Below are 14,762 nucleotides of genomic sequence, written 5' to 3' on the forward strand. Positions count from 1 at the left end.
GCATCAAACGTCAGTAAAGCGCAATAGAAACTTCCCGTCCTGTGGATAACTCTGGGGATGGCGTGTGGGCGGCTGTGGATAACGAGGGCGGGCGGGCGCGCAGTGGCAGGGGCGGGGTGAGGATGCGCGGGCGGGACGGGGGAGCGCTGCTGCTGGTCCGGAGCGGGGCGCGGTCGGCGGGCGGTTTCTCGCATCCCGCCCGTGGAGCGGCACAGACAACCCGTGCACGCGGTGGATCTGCGGCTCAGGGTTGTGCGCAGAGAGTTCCGCGGTGTTCGTGCAGCTGCGGGTTGTGCGTGGGCCTGCGGGTTGTCGCGCAGGCAGCTTGCGGGTCGTACGTGGGCTCACGGGTTGTGCGTGCGCTTGCGGGTCGTCGGTGAATCTGCGCGGTGTGTGAATCGCGGCTTGAGCCCGGTTGCTAATCGTCGCCACCGTCCCGCTCGCACCCACCTCGGAGGCCTGCCCGCGCTCGAGGATTCCCGCAGAGGCTCCCACGCCATCGCGACGCCTGCGGAATCCCCGACACCGAACACGCCACGGCGTGGAAATCCCGGCTCGCCCCGATGCGACCAGGCAGACTTATCTGTGTTGCGGCTGCCTTCCCAATCCCCGGCCGCAGAGGAAGAGTCATGGTTCCGAGCAAACCGAGAAGAACTGCCCCGAAGACGGCTCCCGGCAAGGCCGCTCCTCGGCGACGCCCGAAACCCGTCGTCGAGGCGACCGCGAGCCGTGATGCGCGCGGCCGCCGGATGTCCTGGCAGGCCGGAGTCTTCCTTGCCGTCATCGCCATCGTGCTCGTGACGTTCCTCCCCTCGATCAACTCCGCGCTCAAGCAGGCGCAGCAGATCGCTGCGCTGAACAACGAGATCGACTCCACCCGCTCCGAGGTCGAGGCGCTGCGGGAGAAGAACGAGAATCTCAAGGATCCGACCTACATCGCCCGCAAGGCCAGGGAGGACCAGTACTACGTCGAAGAGGGCAAGAACGCTGTCATCGTCACCAACCAGGACTCGGAAGACGATGACGATTCGGACACAACGCGCCCACAGCGCAGCCAAGCCTGGTACCTTGAGTTGCTGGAGTCGATCGAGGAGGTCGGCAATTCGAGCAACACGACGGGAACGGACTGATGATCACAGAGTGCACCGAGGCGGACTTCGCAACGCTGAAGGAGCAGCTCGGACGCATTCCCCGCGGGGTCGTCGGCATCGCCGCCCGCAGCACCACCGGTGAGCCCCTCGTCGTCGCGACCGCCCCGCGCCTCGAGGACGGCACCCCCTTCCCGACGACCTTCTACCTCACCCACCCGGCCTACGTCGCCGAGTCCTCCCGCCTCGAAGCGGCGGGGATCATGGCCGAATGGACCGCGGAGCTCGGCGCCGACGACGAGCTCGCCGCCGCCTATGCCCGGGCCCATGACTCCTATCTCGCCGTCCGGTCCGAGATCGGCCGCGCCGCCGGCATCGCCGAGGTCGAGGAGATCGCGGACTTCTCCGCCGGCGGCATGCCGACCCGGGTCAAGTGCCTTCACGCCCTCGTCGGCCACGCCCTGGCCGCCGGGCCCGGAGCCAACCCGATCGGCGACCGCGCGATCGGACTGATGACCGATGTTCCCACCCCTGCCGTCACCCCCGCCGAGGCGACCGCGGAGTCGATCCCGGGTGCGGGCTCGGAGACGGGGCAGGGATCCCCGGCCGCGGCGTCATCGGCCGACGCCGCCTCGCAGACGACGGACTAGGAGAGAACCATGCGCGTAGCCGCCTTCGACTGCGGAACCAATTCGCTGCGCCTGCTCGTCGCCGACATCGATGAGGCCGGCACGATGACCGAGCTCCTCCGCGAGACCCGCATCGTCCGCCTCGGCCAGGGAGTCGACGCCACGGGGGAGTTCGCCCCCGAAGCGCTCGAGCGCACCTTCGCCGTGACACAGGAGTACGCCGATGCCGCCGCAGAGTTCGCACCGGAGAAGATCCGCTTCGTCGCCACCTCGGCGAGCCGGGACGTGAAGAACCGGGACGAGTTCTTCGCCGGGATCTTCGCGATCCTCGGCGTCGTCCCCGACGTCATCACCGGCGATGAGGAGGCCCACCTCTCCTTCCTCGGCGCGACGGCGGGCCGCAGCGCCTCCGAGGGCCCCTTCCTCGTCATGGACCTCGGCGGGGGATCGACGGAGCTCGTCCTCGGCACCGAGGCCGTCGAGTCCGCGGTGAGCATGGACATCGGATCGGTGCGCCTGACCGAGCGCCACATGAGCACCGATCAGCCCGACGACGGCCAGGTCCGCGCCGCCGTGACCGACATCGATGAGCACCTCGATCGCGCCGCCGAGGTGGTCGACCTGGCCGCGGCCCGCACCTTCATCGGCGTCGCCGGGACCGTGACGACCCTGACCGCCGGCATCCTCGACCTCGACAGCTACCAGCGCGAGCGCATCCACGGGGCGAAGCTCACCGTCGCCGACGTCGAACGCCAGGTCGACGCGCTCCTCCGGATGGACCGTGAGGCCCGTGCCGCGCTGCCGTACATGCACCCCGGACGCGTCGACGTCATCGCCGCCGGCGGGCTGATCTTCGCCCGCGTCGTCGCCCGGGTCGCCGACGCCGTGCGCGCCGCGGGCGGCAAGCTCACCATCACCGTCTCCGAGACGGACATCCTCGACGGCATCGCCCTCGACCTCGCGTCATGACCGGGAGCAGCGCACCGCCGACGACGCGCACCGGGCGCCGACCCCGTGCGCTGACGAAGCTTGCGCTCATCGGCCTCGTCCTCGGACTCGTCGTCGGCACCGCGCAGCCGGCGCTGGCCGCCCCGAAGCCGGGGCCCGGGCAGTGGTTCATCGGCGACTACGGCATCGAAGAGCTGTGGAAGACGACGACGGGCAAGGGTGTCAAGGTCGCCGTCATCGACTCGGGTGTCAACAAGGACCACGAGGACCTCAAGGACGTCGTGACGGCCGCGAAGGACTTCAGCGGCCTCGGCAAGGACGGCACGACGCCGATCGGCGGCAAGGACACGATCCACCACGGCACCGCCGTGGCCGGCGTCATCGCCGGTCAGGGCGAGGGCGCCGGGCCGATCGGGGTGGCCCCGGACGCGGAGATCCTCTCCGCCTCGATGTGGCTCGGCCCCGACCGTCCCAAGGACTCTGGGTCGACGCGCGAGCAGGCGGCGGAGGCGATCCGCTGGTCCGTCGACAACGGCGCGAAGATCATCAACATGTCCCTGGGCTGGGACGACCCCGCGTGGCCGTCGAGCTGGGACGAGGCATTCAAGTACGCCTACGAGAAGGACGTCCTCGTCGTCGCCTGCGTCGGCAACGCCTCCCAGGGCGCAACCCAGGCGTGGTCGCCGTCGACGGTGCCCGGCGTCATCGGCGTCGGCGGACTCGGGAAGAACGGCCGGGTGCTCGACGCCTCGACGGCACCGGGCACCGCCGTCGACCTCATGGGCCCCGCCGCCGACATCCCCATCCCGTTCTACTCCGGCGGGTACGCCGAAGGCCAGGGCTGCTCGTTCGCCGCGCCCGTCGTCTCCGGGGTCGCCGCCCTGATCCGCGCGGACAACCCCGACCTCAGCGCCGACGAGGTGGCCGCGAAGCTGCTCTCGACCGCGAAGCCCGTGACCGGACACACGGGCCAGAGCACGGCCGACAAGCCCGACCCGACCGTCGGCTGGGGTCGGCTCGACCCGCAGGCGGCGATGGACTCCGATGTGCCGAAGACCGTGCCGAGCGCCGCCGACGATCTCGCCTCCTGGGTGACGATGCACCGGCGCGCCGAAGGCAGCGCAGCGGAGACCGAGACCGCCGCCCCCGCCGAGGGCGAACAGCCGAAGGCCGTCGCGCCGAAGGACGTCGTCGCCACCCAGTCGACGCCGACGCTCGGCTACGCCGCACTCGGCGTCGGCGGCGGCATCGGACTCATCCTCCTCGCCGTGGCAGCGATCGTCTTCGCCCGCCGGAAGCGGATGCGCAGGCGACTCGGCGAGCCGTGATACGCGTCTCATCTGGGACGTCGATGATGATTAGTGAAAGTTTTCACAAGGGCCTAGGATGGGGTCATGGCTCTCATCAGAAACTCGAAACTGCGTCCACGCATCCTCGTCGTCGGCGGCGGATACCTCGGTCTCGTCACGGCCCAGAATCTGCTGAAGAATCTCGGCCGCGGTGAAGCCACCGTGACCGTCATCGACCCCAACCCGTACATGACGTACCAGCCGTTCCTCCCCGAGGTGGCCGCCGGCTCGATCGAGCCCCGCCACGCCGTCGTGCCGTTGCGCCGCAATCTGCCCGGCGCCGAGGTCATCACCGGCAAGGTCACGTCGATCAACCACGCCGACAAGTTCGTCGTCGTCGAACCCGAGAACGATGAGCCGTTCGAACTCGACTACGACCACATCATCATGGCCGCCGGCTCCGTCGCCCGCACCCTGCCGATCCCCGGCCTCAAGGAGAACGCGATCGGCCTCAAGCGGATCGAAGAAGCCGTCGCGCTGCGCGACCACCTCCTCTCCCGCCTCGCCGACGCCGCCCTCATGGAGGACGACGACGAGCGTCGCAAGGCTCTCACCTTCGTCTTCGTCGGCGGCGGCTTCGCCGGCATCGAGCTCCTCGCCGAGCTCGAGGACGTCGTGCGCTCGGCGATCGCCCAGTACGAGACCCTCACCGAGGCCGACGTCCGCTTCGTCCTCGTCGAGGCCCTCGGCCGCGTCATGCCCGAGGTCGGCGAGGCACAGGCCCGCTGGGTCGTCGAGCACCTGCGCGAGCGCGGCATCGACGTCTACCTCGAGACGTTCCTCCAGGACTGCACCGACAAGCGCGTCAAGCTCTCGAACGGCGAGGAGTTCGACGCGGACACCATCGTGTGGTCGGCCGGCGTCAAGGCCAACCCCGTCCTCATCGACTCCGACCTGCCGATCGACGAGCGCGGCCGCGTGACCGTGCGCGCCGACCTCCGTGTCGAGGGCGAAGACGGCGTCGTCGAAGGGGCATGGGCCGCCGGTGACAATGCCGCGGTGCCCGACCTCTCCGGGGGCGGTGTCGGCGGCTACTGCGTGCCCAACGCCCAGCATGCGGTGCGTCAGGCGCCCGTGCTCGCCGCCAACGTGCTCGCCGCCCTGCGCGGAGAGACCGAGTTCAAGCAGTACTTCCACAAGACCATCGGATCGGTCGCCGGTCTCGGCCTCTACAAGGGCGTCTCACAGATGGGCGACTTCGAAGCCCGCGGTCTCCTCGCATGGCTCATGCACCGCGCCTACCACGGCTACGCGATCCCGAGCATCGACCGCAAGGTCAAGGTCTTCGGCAACTGGATCCTCAACTTCGTCCTCGGTCGCGACACCACGGAGCTCGTCGACCTCGACGTGCCCCGCAAGAGCTTCGTCGAGGCTGCGGAGTCGAAGCCGGTTCCCAAGAAGGAAGAGCCCGTCAAGGCCTGATCCTGACCGCGTCTGACGGATGAGAGTCCGCAGGCGAGACCGAAGCCCCGGGAGTGCGATCGCACTCCCGGGGCTTCGTCGTCGACAGGTGTCGGCGCCGAGGTTGTGATGAGGCCGTTATCGACCGACCGGCCCGGTCGCCCCGACCGCAGGCTACGGTGAGGAGATGAAGCGCACTACAGCCATCGTCAGCCTCGTCGCCGTGCTCGTCCTCAGCGGATGCACCCGGGGCGGTGAGGACACGTCGGCGCCGCAGCCGGGCCCCACCTCGGCGACGGAGGCCGGGAAGCCCGCCCCCACCGATGACGAGACGCTCGTCGACGAGGATTCCCTCCCGGTGGGGCACTGCGGAGTCGCTCCCGCACCGATGACCGACCAGGCGATCTACCAGGGCACGCAGGACACCGACTGCGACGAGGCGAGGACGGCACTGGAGGCACTGGCCCGCGGGGAGGGGGATGACTCCGAGCACGTCGCCGGGCACGGGACGATCGTCGACGGGTGGGAATGTCTCTTCCCGATGGACAGCGAGGTCGCCGACTACGACATCACGCTCTCGTGCGACAAGGACGAGCAGCGCTTCGTCGTGCGGCCGGCGAGCCTCGACGTGCCCGCGGGCTACCACGTCCTGCCGTGGGAGTACGAGGGGACGGCGACCGGCGCCGCGGGACTCTACTTCACGACGGAGTCCCGGAAGCACCACTGCAGCTTCCAGGAGGACCTGCTCGGGTGCGACAACCACAGCTTCCCCGAGGACCTGCCGCCTGTGACGTATCAGGGCCAGCAGCAGCAGCCGACGGCGATCGTCCTCACCTCCACGGGCGGGCCCCGCTTCGAGGCCTACGGCGATCCGACGTTCACACAGTTCTCCGATGCCGGGGAGTGGGGTGCGGACACCGCCGTCCTGCCCTACGGTGACCTCCTCATCGCCTACGGCATCGCCTGCACGACCGATGCGGACCGCGAAGTCGTGTGCACCAACGGTGACCACGGCTTCGCGATCTCCTCCCGGGACTATTCGCTCAGCTGAGGGTCAGAGGTCAGTTGACCTCGGAGTTCGCCACGGTGAAGCGCGCGTCGACGTGCTGGGGATCCTCGACGTCGTCGACGAGGGCGACGGCGAAGTCCTCGGCGGAGATCCGTTCACCGGCGGGTGCGTCGGTGCCGACGGCGTAGTAGCCGGTGCGTTCGCCCGGGGCGATCTCCGGGGCGGGGGAGAGCATCGTCCACGGCGAGTAGTCGCCTGCCCGGAGCATCTCGAGGGCGCGGGTGCCCGTCTCCGCCTCGGCCTTGTAGGCGCTGGGGAACCCGGGGGCGTCCTTGAGCATCGTCTCGCCGTCGACGAGCAGGGATCCGGCGCCGCCGACGACGTAGAGCGGGGTGTCGCCGCTGGCCTCGGCGAGGGTCTGCAGCGCCTGCAGCCATTCGCCGTGGTCGCCGCCGGTGCGGCTGGGGCCGGTGGCGGAGATGATGACGTCGTGGTCGGCGGCGACCTGCGCATCGAGGGCGGCATCGGCCATGTCGCCGGTGAGGCTGCGGGCGACGCCGGGGACCTCGGTGCCCGTGCGGGTGATCGCCGTGACCTCGAGTCCGCGGCCGGCGGCTTCGGCCGCCACGCGCGAGCCGACCATTCCCGAAGCTCCGAAGAGTGCGATTCTCATGATGAGTCCTTCCGTGGTGTGCGGTTCCTGATGCAGTGACGATATACTGAGGATACAAGGTACCTCAAAGAAACTATTGGAGTTCTCGCACAATGATCGACTGGGAAGGCGACGCGTTCGACCCCGACTGTCCCACGCGCATCGTCCTCGACCGCCTCGGCGACAAATGGACGGTGCTCATCATCGAGACCCTCGAGGAGGGGCCGCGCCGTTTCAACGAGATCCGCCTGGCCGTCGGCGGCATCACCCCGAAGGTGCTCACCTCGACGCTGCGGTCCCTGACCGCTGACGGGCTCATCGCGCGCGAGGCCTTCGCCGAGGTGCCCCCGCGGGTCGAGTACCGACTCACCGACCTCGGTCGCTCCCTGCTCGAACCGGTCGCGACGCTGCGACGCTGGGCCGAGCTCAACGTCGCGCGGATCGAACACAACCGGGAGGCCGCCGAGGTGGCCGCTGAGACGGCGCTGCTGAGCTGAGGGGGCGCGCGGTCAAGGGGCCTTCGGGCCTGCCGAGCAGAGCGGTGCGCCGGGTCAGGCGTCGGCGATGCGGGCGAGCACCTCGGCGAGATCCCGCAGCTCACCGGCGATCCGGTACTGCCGGGGATGGCCGGAGCGGACCCAGTTGTTCGTGATCATCGACGCGCTCGCGCCGTTCGTCGTCGCCTTGAACTCGTCGACGTCGAGGGGCGCGGTGCGATCGGCGAGGAGCCGGGCCCGGAGCGCGGGGGAAAGGTTCTCCCAGTGGTCGGCGGCCTCGTAGCCGATGACATGCCAGTCCCGGCCGCCCTCACGGTAGGCCAGCGGGCGCTGCGGAACAGTCACGGTGGGCGGTGCCGCTTCCGGAGCTGTCGCCTCGGAAGCTGCCGCGGCCCCGGACGGGCGTCCGGCACGCGGGTCGAGCCGGCCCGCCGGTGTGCGGTCATCGAAGAGCACGGCAGGTCCGGGGGCGGCGACCGTCATCGGGTCGTCGAGGCCGGTGACGGCCTGCGGGGGAGTGCCGGGGATGATGAGCGCTGAAGTCATAGGACGATCATGCCCGACTTCGCGAGCTCCGGCGACACGGTCCCCCCACTGGGACTCGAACCCAGACTGAATCGATTTTAAGTCGACTGCCTCTGCCGATTGGGCTACAGGGGGTGACGGTGCCGTGTCCGCAGTGGCGCTGCGCGGACAGCGTGCTCATCGCCAGCATCACTATATCGTCCCCGCCTGGGGCCGCGATCTGAGACACGACCGCGTCCGTGCTGACCAGGGACTAGCCTCACCCCATGACGATGCCCGCGCCCAGCCGACAGGCCTGGGTCATCCTCGTCGTCGGAGTGCTCGCGCAGATGGCGGCGACCGTGGCGATCACCGGTCCGGCATTCCTCATCCCGTACCTCCACACCGAGCTCGGCTACTCGCTCACGCGCGCCGGGACCGTCGGCGTCGCCCCGAGCTTCGGACTCATCCTCACGCTCATCGCCTGGGGTGCGTTCGCCGACAGGTTCGGCGAGCGGCTCGCGATGACGCTCGGCCTCGGGCTCACCGCGCTCGCCTCCGCGGCAGCCGTCCCGCTCTCCTCGTCGCCGGCCTGGCTCATCGTCACCCTTGCCCTCGCCGGGGCCGCCGCGGCCTCGGTGAACTCGGCGAGCGGACGCGTCGTCATCGGCTGGTTTCCCCGGCATCGGCGCGGCCTCGCCATGGGCATCCGCCAGATGTCGCAGCCCTTGGGCACGAGCGTCGCCGCCCTCGCCGTCCCGCCGCTCGCCGCAGCCGGCGGCATCACGGCCTACCTCTGGTTTGCTACCGCCGTCACCGCGGTGATGACGATCGTCACCGTCGCTCTCGTCCGGAACCCTCCCCGCGCCGAGGCGGTCCGCCCTCCCAGCGCACCGGAGCACGGACAGCCCGGCGCCGCCTCGGCGACGAACCCCTATCGCTCCGACGGATTCCTCTGGCGCATCCACACGGTCTCCGCCCTCCTCGTCGTCCCGCAGTTCGCGTTCTCGACCTACGGGCTCATCTGGCTCATCGCCAACCAGGGAGTGCCCGCCGCGGTCGCCGGCGGGATCGTCGCGGCCGCGCAGATCGTCGGCGCGCTCGGTCGCCTCATCATCGGCGCCGCCTCCGACGCCCTCGGCTCCCGGGTCGCCCTCATCCGCCTCGTCGCCGTCGCCGCCTGCGTCCTCACCCTCGCCGTCGCCCTCATCTCGCTCACCCCGCTGCCCGTCGTCGCCGCGCTCGTCTTCGTCCTCGCCTCGACGGTGTCGGTGGCCGACAACGGACTCGCCTTCGCCTCGGTGGCCGAGGCCGCGGGGCCGCGCTGGTCGGGGAAGGCGCTCGGGGCGCAGAACACGGGGCAGTTCGCGGTCTCGGCGCTCGTCGGACCCGGGCTGGGGGCGCTCATCACCGCCTTCGGGTATCCGTGGGCCTTCGTCATCGTCGCCGCCGCACCGCTGATCGGCGCGGCCCTGGTTCCGAAACACGACATCGATCGCATAACCTGATGTTCACCTCGCACCAGTACCGTCCGAGGCGCCGGGGTCGTGACCGGGTCGCGACGACATCCCCCACACCGGCAGCTGAGCAGTGAAGGAGTCTTCGTGTCCATCCTCCCGAACGAGAACCTGCGTGAGTACATCGACAAGCTCAGGGTCGAAGGCTACACGGTCGCCGACAGCCACACGACCGATCCGCAGCTCATCGACCCGATGGGACGGGCGGTCGAGACGTGGCGCGAGGGCTACCCGTACCCGGAGCTGATGAATCGGGAGGAGTACGAACTCGAGAAGTACCGGCTCCAGGTCGAACTGCTGAAGTTCCAGTACTGGGGGCAGGACACGGGCGCGAAGCACGTCATCGTCTTCGAGGGCCGCGACGCCGCCGGCAAGGGCGGGACGATCAAGCGCTTCACCGAACACCTCAACCCGCGCGCGGCCCGGGTCGTCGCGCTCAACAAGCCCTCTGACCGGGAGGCCGGGCAGTGGTACTTCCAGCGCTACATCAGCCACCTGCCGACGAACGGCGAGATCGTCATGTTCGACCGGTCCTGGTACAACCGGGCCAATGTCGAACGCGTCATGGACTTCTGCACCGACGATGAGTACGAGCGGTTCATGGAGCAGGCTCCCGTGTTCGAGAAGATGCTCATCGACTCCGGTGTCCACGTCACGAAGTTCTGGTTCTCCGTCACCCAGCGCGAACAGCGCACCCGCTTCGCGATCCGCCAGATCGATCCGGTCCGACGGTGGAAGCTCTCGCCGATGGACCTCGAGTCGCTGGGACGCTGGGACGACTACACGTTCGCGAAGGAGGAGACGTTCCGCCGCACGGACACTGATCACGCCCCGTGGATCACGATCAAGAGCAATGACAAGAAGCGCGCCCGCCTCAACGCGATGCGCTACTTCCTCAACCAGTTCGACTACGCGGGCAAGGACACCTCGATCGTCTACGAACCGGATCCGCTCATCGTCCGCCGCGGTCGCGACGCCGTCGACGACTGAGCGGCCGCGGCACGAACAGTCGGCCCCCGTGCGGTGCACGGGAGCCGGTGTCGTTCTCAGGCGGGCATCTCGGGAGGTCCGTCGTCGGAGGATTCGCCGGTGAGGACCTCACCGACGTCGACGAGGCCGTCGTCGTCGGCCGCGCTGCCGGGCGCGTCGGCGCGGTGCTCGTCCGTCGTTCCGTCGGTGCCCGCTGCGCTGCCGCGCACGGTGTCGCCGTCCTCGTCGGTCGACACCTGCGGTGCTTTCGTCACCGCGGCTGCAGGCTCGGAGCTCTTGTCGGGGCTTGTGTCGGGGCTTGAGGTCTCATCGGGCGGGGTGGTCTCGGAGCTCATGAGCATGTCCTTTCATCAGAGGTGCGGTCAGCGCGGTGCTCACCGCTGGGGGCTTGGAGGTGCCTCGACGGTCAGGGCGTCGGCTGACCGCCGTTGACGTTGAGGGTCTCACCGACGACGTAGCTCGACTCCGGGGACGTGAGGAACACGTAGGCGGGCGCCACCTCGGTGGGCTGGCCGGCGCGACCGAGAGCGGTGTCCTTGCCGAACTCGGGCAGGGCGTCCTTCGGCTGTCCGTCGGAGACCTGCAATGGGGTCCAGAACGGTCCCGGAGCGACGGCGTTGACGCGGATGCCGCGGGGTGCGAGCTGCTGGGCGAGGCCCTTCGAGAAGTTGTTGATCGCGGCCTTCGTCGAGGCGTAGTCGAGGAGGTGGGCCGAGGGACTGTACGCCTGCACCGAGGTGGAGTTGACGATCGTCGATCCCGGGGCCAGCACCTCGGCGGCGGCCTTGCTGATGTGGAAGATCGCAGCGATGTTCGTCTGGAACGTCTTCGCCCACTGCTCGTCGGTGAGATCGGAGATCGCCTCGACGGAGATCTGCCGGCCGGCGTTGTTGACCACGGCATCGAGCCCGCCGAGGGCGTCGGCGGCGTCTGTGACGAGGTCCGCGCAGAACTGCGGGTCGGTGAGGTCGCCGGGGAAGAGGTGGACCGCGCGTCCGGTCGCCTCGATGACGCGCTTGACCTCGTCGGCGTCGGGCTGCTCGACGGGGAGGTAGTTGAGCGCGACGTCAGCGCCCTCGCGGGCGAAGGCGATCGCGATCGCCGCCCCGAGGCCCGAGTCGCCTCCCGTGATGAGAGCTCTGCGGCCCTCGAGCCTGCCCGTTCCGCGATACGAGTCCTCACCGCGATCGGTCTGGGGTTCGAGGTCGCGATCGAGACCCGGTTCGGGCTGATCCTGCCGGGGCGGGGTGATGCTGGGATAGCGGGTGACGGGGTTCTGGAACGTCAGCTGATCGGTGTCATTCGCCATGGTCGAGGCTCCTTCGATCGGTGCCGGGTTTCAGGCATGGTGCCTTGTCATCGACGTTACTCAGACCCGGCCGCCCGTGCAAGCGCGGGGAGAGGTTCGCCGGGGACTCACACCTGACGCCCACGGCACGATGCGGAACGGTGCAGACGTTCAACGGGGGATGATCGTCTGCGGGCGCGGAACGGCGAAGTTCAGCCACCTCGGCGATATGGGAGGGCGGAGAAAGCATGCGGCCGGGTGGAAGGGGAAAGACCACCCGGCCGGAACCGTGGAGCGCGTGAGCGCAGAGTGCCGCTACCTGCGGCGGGATTCAGATGCGGTCGGCGGACTCGCGCTGGGCCTTCTTCGCGGCTTTGCGTTTCTTGTGACCGGCGAAGCTGAAGAGGAAGAGGATGATGGTGAGGAGGAGGAAGATCCCGCCCGCACCGATGCCCGCGTCGACCCAGAACTGGGGCGGGAAGAGGCGGATGAGGGAGTCGTCGGCGTAGAACTCCCACGTCCCGTCGGCGAAGAAGACGCGGTGGAATCCGCGGAAGAAGCTCTCCCAGCCCAGCAGCGCGACGACGGCGAGGCCGGCCATCGCGATGAAGCTGAAGATCGCGCCGAGGCGGAACCCGATGCGCATGCCCATCCCGTTCCTGCGCGAGAGGTAGAGGGAGAAGAGGACCGTGCCGATGAAGCCGATGATCGCGATGAGGTAGAGGAGGGAGATGAGGCCCTTGACGTCGGCCATGTGGTCGAGCTCGGAGGAGATGAAGACGGGTTCGCCGTTGGGCATGACGACATCGGCGAGGTAGCGGCGCGAGTCGAGGTTGTGGAGGTAGTCGATGACGTACGTGCCGTAGTGCTCGCGGTCGGCGGAGCCGAAGCCGAACTGATCGGCAGGGAAGCCGGGGCGGAAGTACTCGAACTTGAGGAACATCCCCGAGGCGATCGCGCGCACGGAGAGCGCGAGGAGCATGAACGGCACGGACAGGGCGATCCAGATCGTGCCGATGATGTCGAGGGGGTTCCGGCGGCGTTCGGGGTACTCCGGCTCGTGCGTGTCGGTCGACGTCGCGGCCTTCGTCACCGCCGCCCAGTCCTCCTCGCTCATCACCGAGGGGCGGGAAGCGCTCCCCGGCGTCGTCGCGGCCGCACCGTTGGCAGGGACCTCGCGAGTGCGGGCGGTCTCCTGCGGCGCATTCGAGTGGGCGGGTGCCACGCGCACCGGGCCGGTCGACGGGCGGGGCTCCTCCTTGAGGATGGGATCCTTGATCGGATCGAACGCCTCGGTGTCGGTCGACGGGTCGTTCGCGGCCTCGAGAGGCGCCGAGGACTTGTCGGCAGCGCTCGTCGACCCTGAGCTCATGCGCCTGCTCAGGAGGTCTTCGGTCTCGTTCTTCTCGTCTCCAGCCACGCTCCCATTGTCAGTGACAGGGTGCGCCGAGCCCGGGAGGACACGCCACGGACCCCGATATCGCCGAGGCGGTCGGCCCCTGGCATTGTCACGGGCAGTCCTCACTTGAGGACGCCGCCCCTCACCCGAGGAGAGCGGCGACGATGACGAGGGCCGGCACGGCAAGGACCGTGGTGATGAAGACGGCATCGCGCATGAGCGCCTCGGATTGGCGATACTGCATCGCGTAGATGTAGACGTTCTGCGCCGTCGGCAGGGCGGAGGTGACGACGATGGCGAACAGGTCGATGCCCGTATAGCCCAGCAGCGGGCCGCCGATCGCCCAGGCGATGACCGGCTGGGCGACGAGTTTGCCGACGGTGATGTAGCTCAGCTGCGAACGGGTGCCCTTGATCGGCAGCGCCCACCCGTCCTTAAGAGAGATGCCGAACGCGAGCAGGGCGCCGGGCACCGCCGTCGCCCCGATCATGTCGATCGGCTCGAAGATGAACCGCGGGAGCTCGAATCCCGTCGCCGAGGCGGCCACTCCTGCCGCCGCCCCGAGCAGGATCGGGTTCTTCGCGACCTGGAGGATCGTGGTGTACCAGTGAGTGTCGTGCTTCTTCTTGCCCGCGCCGTCGAGGACGGTCATGCCGATCGGGGCGAGGACGATGAGCTGGAAGAGCAGGACGGGGGCGACGTAGCCGACGTCGTGGAGGACGTAGGCGGCGATCGGGATCCCGAGGTTGCCGATGTTGACGTAGCTGACCGCCCACGCGGAGAACATCGCCTCGCCGGTGCTGCGTTTGCGCACCCAGCGGGTGAGGGCGAAGAGGAGGAACCCGACGATGATCGCCGACCCGCCGGTGGCGAGCAGCGCCGTATTGAAGATCAGCCCGAGGTCGGTCTGGGAGACCGTGACGTAGAGCAGCGTCGGGGTGCCCGCGTAGAAGACGAGCTTCGCGATGACCTGCTGTCCGCTGGGCCCGAGGACTCCGGAGCGCCCGAGGAGGAACCCGACGAGGATGACCCCCGCGATGACGGCGAATCCTTCGAATACGGCCAGCATGGGCTACCGGTGATCCTCGTTTCTGTGAGTGGTCGGGTCAGTCCTTCGCCGGGACTGCGTCGACGGCGAAGTGGGCGGCCGCGGCACTCGCGGCGGTCACGGTGAAGACGGCGGGCCAGGCCCCGATCTTCTTCGCCAGCGGGTGCGAGAGACCGAACCCGCCGAGGTAGGCGAGGCTGAGGGCGGTCGCCGTGGGCCAACCGCGCTTGACGTACCACGTGCGTGCCGCGTATGCGCCGGCGGCGGCGAGGACGACCCCGCCGAGGGGGCGGATCCCGGTCTCGCGGGCGGTGAGAAACCCGCCGATGAGGCCGAGGCCGACGAGTGGGGCAGTGGAGACTTCCTGGGCATCCTTCATGCCCCCAGTCTAGGGAGGCCCCTGATGACTCGGGACGGCGGTCTCACGACGAGGAACGTCGATG

Annotated in this window: 15 protein-coding genes, 1 tRNA gene and 1 pseudogene; 9 read left to right on the forward strand and 8 right to left on the reverse strand. The window is 69.1% G+C overall.

Going from position 1 to position 14,762, the window contains the following annotated elements:
• Nucleotides 1–629 precede the first annotated feature (629 nt).
• The 6 genes and pseudogenes from ACFQ91_RS03690 (at nt 630) to ACFQ91_RS03715 (ending at nt 6,466) form a co-directional block, all read left to right on the forward strand.
• On the forward strand, nt 630–1,130 hold the full coding sequence (locus ACFQ91_RS03690) for a septum formation initiator family protein (RefSeq protein ID WP_198498260.1): 501 nt from the start codon (nt 630–632) through the stop codon (nt 1,128–1,130).
• A pseudogene (locus ACFQ91_RS03695) lies at nt 1,130–1,609 on the forward strand (DUF501 domain-containing protein); the annotation flags it as partial. The gene ACFQ91_RS03690 and the pseudogene ACFQ91_RS03695, both read left to right, overlap by 1 nt.
• 138 nt (nt 1,610–1,747) lie before the next feature.
• Nucleotides 1,748–2,686: a Ppx/GppA phosphatase family protein gene (locus ACFQ91_RS03700; protein WP_198498261.1), complete on the forward strand. Its 939-nt coding sequence runs from the start codon at nt 1,748–1,750 to the stop codon at nt 2,684–2,686.
• Complete coding sequence (locus tag ACFQ91_RS03705) at nt 2,683–3,993, forward strand: S8 family serine peptidase (RefSeq protein ID WP_198498262.1); 1,311 nt, start codon at nt 2,683–2,685, stop codon at nt 3,991–3,993. The genes ACFQ91_RS03700 and ACFQ91_RS03705 overlap by 4 nt, the downstream gene beginning before the upstream one ends.
• Nucleotides 3,994–4,059: 66 nt before the next feature.
• Nucleotides 4,060–5,436: an NAD(P)/FAD-dependent oxidoreductase gene (locus tag ACFQ91_RS03710; RefSeq protein ID WP_198498263.1), complete on the forward strand. Its 1,377-nt coding sequence runs from the start codon at nt 4,060–4,062 to the stop codon at nt 5,434–5,436.
• A gap of 166 nt (nt 5,437–5,602) precedes the next feature.
• On the forward strand, nt 5,603–6,466 hold the full coding sequence (locus ACFQ91_RS03715) for a hypothetical protein (RefSeq protein ID WP_198498264.1): 864 nt from the start codon (nt 5,603–5,605) through the stop codon (nt 6,464–6,466).
• A 10-nt stretch (nt 6,467–6,476) separates the two neighbouring features.
• Here the strand turns inward: ACFQ91_RS03715 and ACFQ91_RS03720 are convergent, their stop codons facing one another.
• Entirely contained in the window at nt 6,477–7,097 is a 621-nt protein-coding gene (locus tag ACFQ91_RS03720) for an NAD(P)-dependent oxidoreductase (protein WP_198498265.1), read from the reverse strand.
• Nucleotides 7,098–7,189: 92 nt separating this feature from the next.
• Between ACFQ91_RS03720 and ACFQ91_RS03725 the strand changes: the two genes are divergently transcribed.
• The gene (locus ACFQ91_RS03725; protein ID WP_198498266.1) at nt 7,190–7,573 is read left to right on the forward strand and encodes a helix-turn-helix domain-containing protein; all 384 of its coding nucleotides are present in this window, start codon (nt 7,190–7,192) and stop codon (nt 7,571–7,573) included.
• 54 nt (nt 7,574–7,627) lie between these two features.
• Here the strand turns inward: ACFQ91_RS03725 and ACFQ91_RS03730 are convergent, their stop codons facing one another.
• A complete protein-coding gene (locus ACFQ91_RS03730; RefSeq protein ID WP_198498267.1) occupies nt 7,628–8,119 on the reverse strand; it encodes a hypothetical protein in 492 nt (163 codons plus the stop codon).
• 40 nt (nt 8,120–8,159) lie between these two features.
• Nucleotides 8,160–8,233: transfer RNA gene (locus tag ACFQ91_RS03735), tRNA-Leu, on the reverse strand.
• A 131-nt stretch (nt 8,234–8,364) separates the two neighbouring features.
• On the opposite strand from ACFQ91_RS03735, the gene ACFQ91_RS03740 reads away from it, so the two are divergent.
• Both ACFQ91_RS03740 and ppk2 read left to right on the forward strand, forming a co-directional pair.
• Nucleotides 8,365–9,585, forward strand: coding sequence for an MFS transporter (locus ACFQ91_RS03740; protein ID WP_198498268.1), 1,221 nt, complete (start codon nt 8,365–8,367; stop codon nt 9,583–9,585).
• A gap of 96 nt (nt 9,586–9,681) precedes the next feature.
• A complete protein-coding gene (gene ppk2, locus ACFQ91_RS03745) occupies nt 9,682–10,584 on the forward strand; it encodes a polyphosphate kinase 2 (RefSeq protein ID WP_137824258.1) in 903 nt (300 codons plus the stop codon).
• A gap of 56 nt (nt 10,585–10,640) precedes the next feature.
• Here ppk2 and ACFQ91_RS03750 read toward each other — a convergent pair whose 3' ends face one another.
• The 5 genes from ACFQ91_RS03750 to ACFQ91_RS03770 all read right to left on the reverse strand — a co-directional run bounded on the left by ACFQ91_RS03750 (nt 10,641) and on the right by ACFQ91_RS03770 (nt 14,698).
• A complete protein-coding gene (locus ACFQ91_RS03750; protein ID WP_198498269.1) occupies nt 10,641–10,919 on the reverse strand; it encodes a hypothetical protein in 279 nt (92 codons plus the stop codon).
• A 71-nt stretch (nt 10,920–10,990) separates the two neighbouring features.
• Complete coding sequence (locus ACFQ91_RS03755; protein ID WP_198498270.1) at nt 10,991–11,893, reverse strand: SDR family oxidoreductase; 903 nt, start codon at nt 11,891–11,893, stop codon at nt 10,991–10,993.
• A 310-nt stretch (nt 11,894–12,203) separates the two neighbouring features.
• Complete coding sequence (locus ACFQ91_RS03760; RefSeq protein ID WP_232623535.1) at nt 12,204–13,292, reverse strand: TIGR01906 family membrane protein; 1,089 nt, start codon at nt 13,290–13,292, stop codon at nt 12,204–12,206.
• Nucleotides 13,293–13,413: 121 nt separating this feature from the next.
• Nucleotides 13,414–14,340: an AEC family transporter gene (locus ACFQ91_RS03765; protein ID WP_198498271.1), complete on the reverse strand. Its 927-nt coding sequence runs from the start codon at nt 14,338–14,340 to the stop codon at nt 13,414–13,416.
• 37 nt (nt 14,341–14,377) lie between these two features.
• A complete protein-coding gene (locus ACFQ91_RS03770; protein ID WP_198498272.1) occupies nt 14,378–14,698 on the reverse strand; it encodes a hypothetical protein in 321 nt (106 codons plus the stop codon).
• Nucleotides 14,699–14,762: the final 64 nt, after the last annotated feature.

Source organism: Brevibacterium sp. NPDC056726, from assembly GCF_042790515.1.
Classification (GTDB): Bacteria; Actinomycetota; Actinomycetes; order Actinomycetales; family Brevibacteriaceae; genus Brevibacterium; species Brevibacterium sanguinis.

What these genes read in the sequence shown, in the direction of transcription:
- ACFQ91_RS03750 (WP_198498269.1), bottom strand. Translation starts at nt 10,919, where the DNA reads ATGAGCTCCGAGACCACCCCGCCCGATGAGACCTCAAGCCCCGACACA.
- ACFQ91_RS03705 (WP_198498262.1), top strand. Translation starts at nt 2,683, where the DNA reads ATGACCGGGAGCAGCGCACCGCCGACGACGCGCACCGGGCGCCGACCC.
- ACFQ91_RS03720 (WP_198498265.1), bottom strand. Translation starts at nt 7,097, where the DNA reads ATGAGAATCGCACTCTTCGGAGCTTCGGGAATGGTCGGCTCGCGCGTG.
- ACFQ91_RS03770 (WP_198498272.1), bottom strand. Translation starts at nt 14,698, where the DNA reads ATGAAGGATGCCCAGGAAGTCTCCACTGCCCCACTCGTCGGCCTCGGC.
- ACFQ91_RS03725 (WP_198498266.1), top strand. Translation starts at nt 7,190, where the DNA reads ATGATCGACTGGGAAGGCGACGCGTTCGACCCCGACTGTCCCACGCGC.
- ACFQ91_RS03715 (WP_198498264.1), top strand. Translation starts at nt 5,603, where the DNA reads ATGAAGCGCACTACAGCCATCGTCAGCCTCGTCGCCGTGCTCGTCCTC.
- ACFQ91_RS03700 (WP_198498261.1), top strand. Translation starts at nt 1,748, where the DNA reads ATGCGCGTAGCCGCCTTCGACTGCGGAACCAATTCGCTGCGCCTGCTC.
- ACFQ91_RS03765 (WP_198498271.1), bottom strand. Translation starts at nt 14,340, where the DNA reads ATGCTGGCCGTATTCGAAGGATTCGCCGTCATCGCGGGGGTCATCCTC.
- ACFQ91_RS03730 (WP_198498267.1), bottom strand. Translation starts at nt 8,119, where the DNA reads ATGACTTCAGCGCTCATCATCCCCGGCACTCCCCCGCAGGCCGTCACC.
- ACFQ91_RS03755 (WP_198498270.1), bottom strand. Translation starts at nt 11,893, where the DNA reads ATGGCGAATGACACCGATCAGCTGACGTTCCAGAACCCCGTCACCCGC.
- ACFQ91_RS03710 (WP_198498263.1), top strand. Translation starts at nt 4,060, where the DNA reads ATGGCTCTCATCAGAAACTCGAAACTGCGTCCACGCATCCTCGTCGTC.
- ACFQ91_RS03690 (WP_198498260.1), top strand. Translation starts at nt 630, where the DNA reads ATGGTTCCGAGCAAACCGAGAAGAACTGCCCCGAAGACGGCTCCCGGC.
- ACFQ91_RS03740 (WP_198498268.1), top strand. Translation starts at nt 8,365, where the DNA reads ATGACGATGCCCGCGCCCAGCCGACAGGCCTGGGTCATCCTCGTCGTC.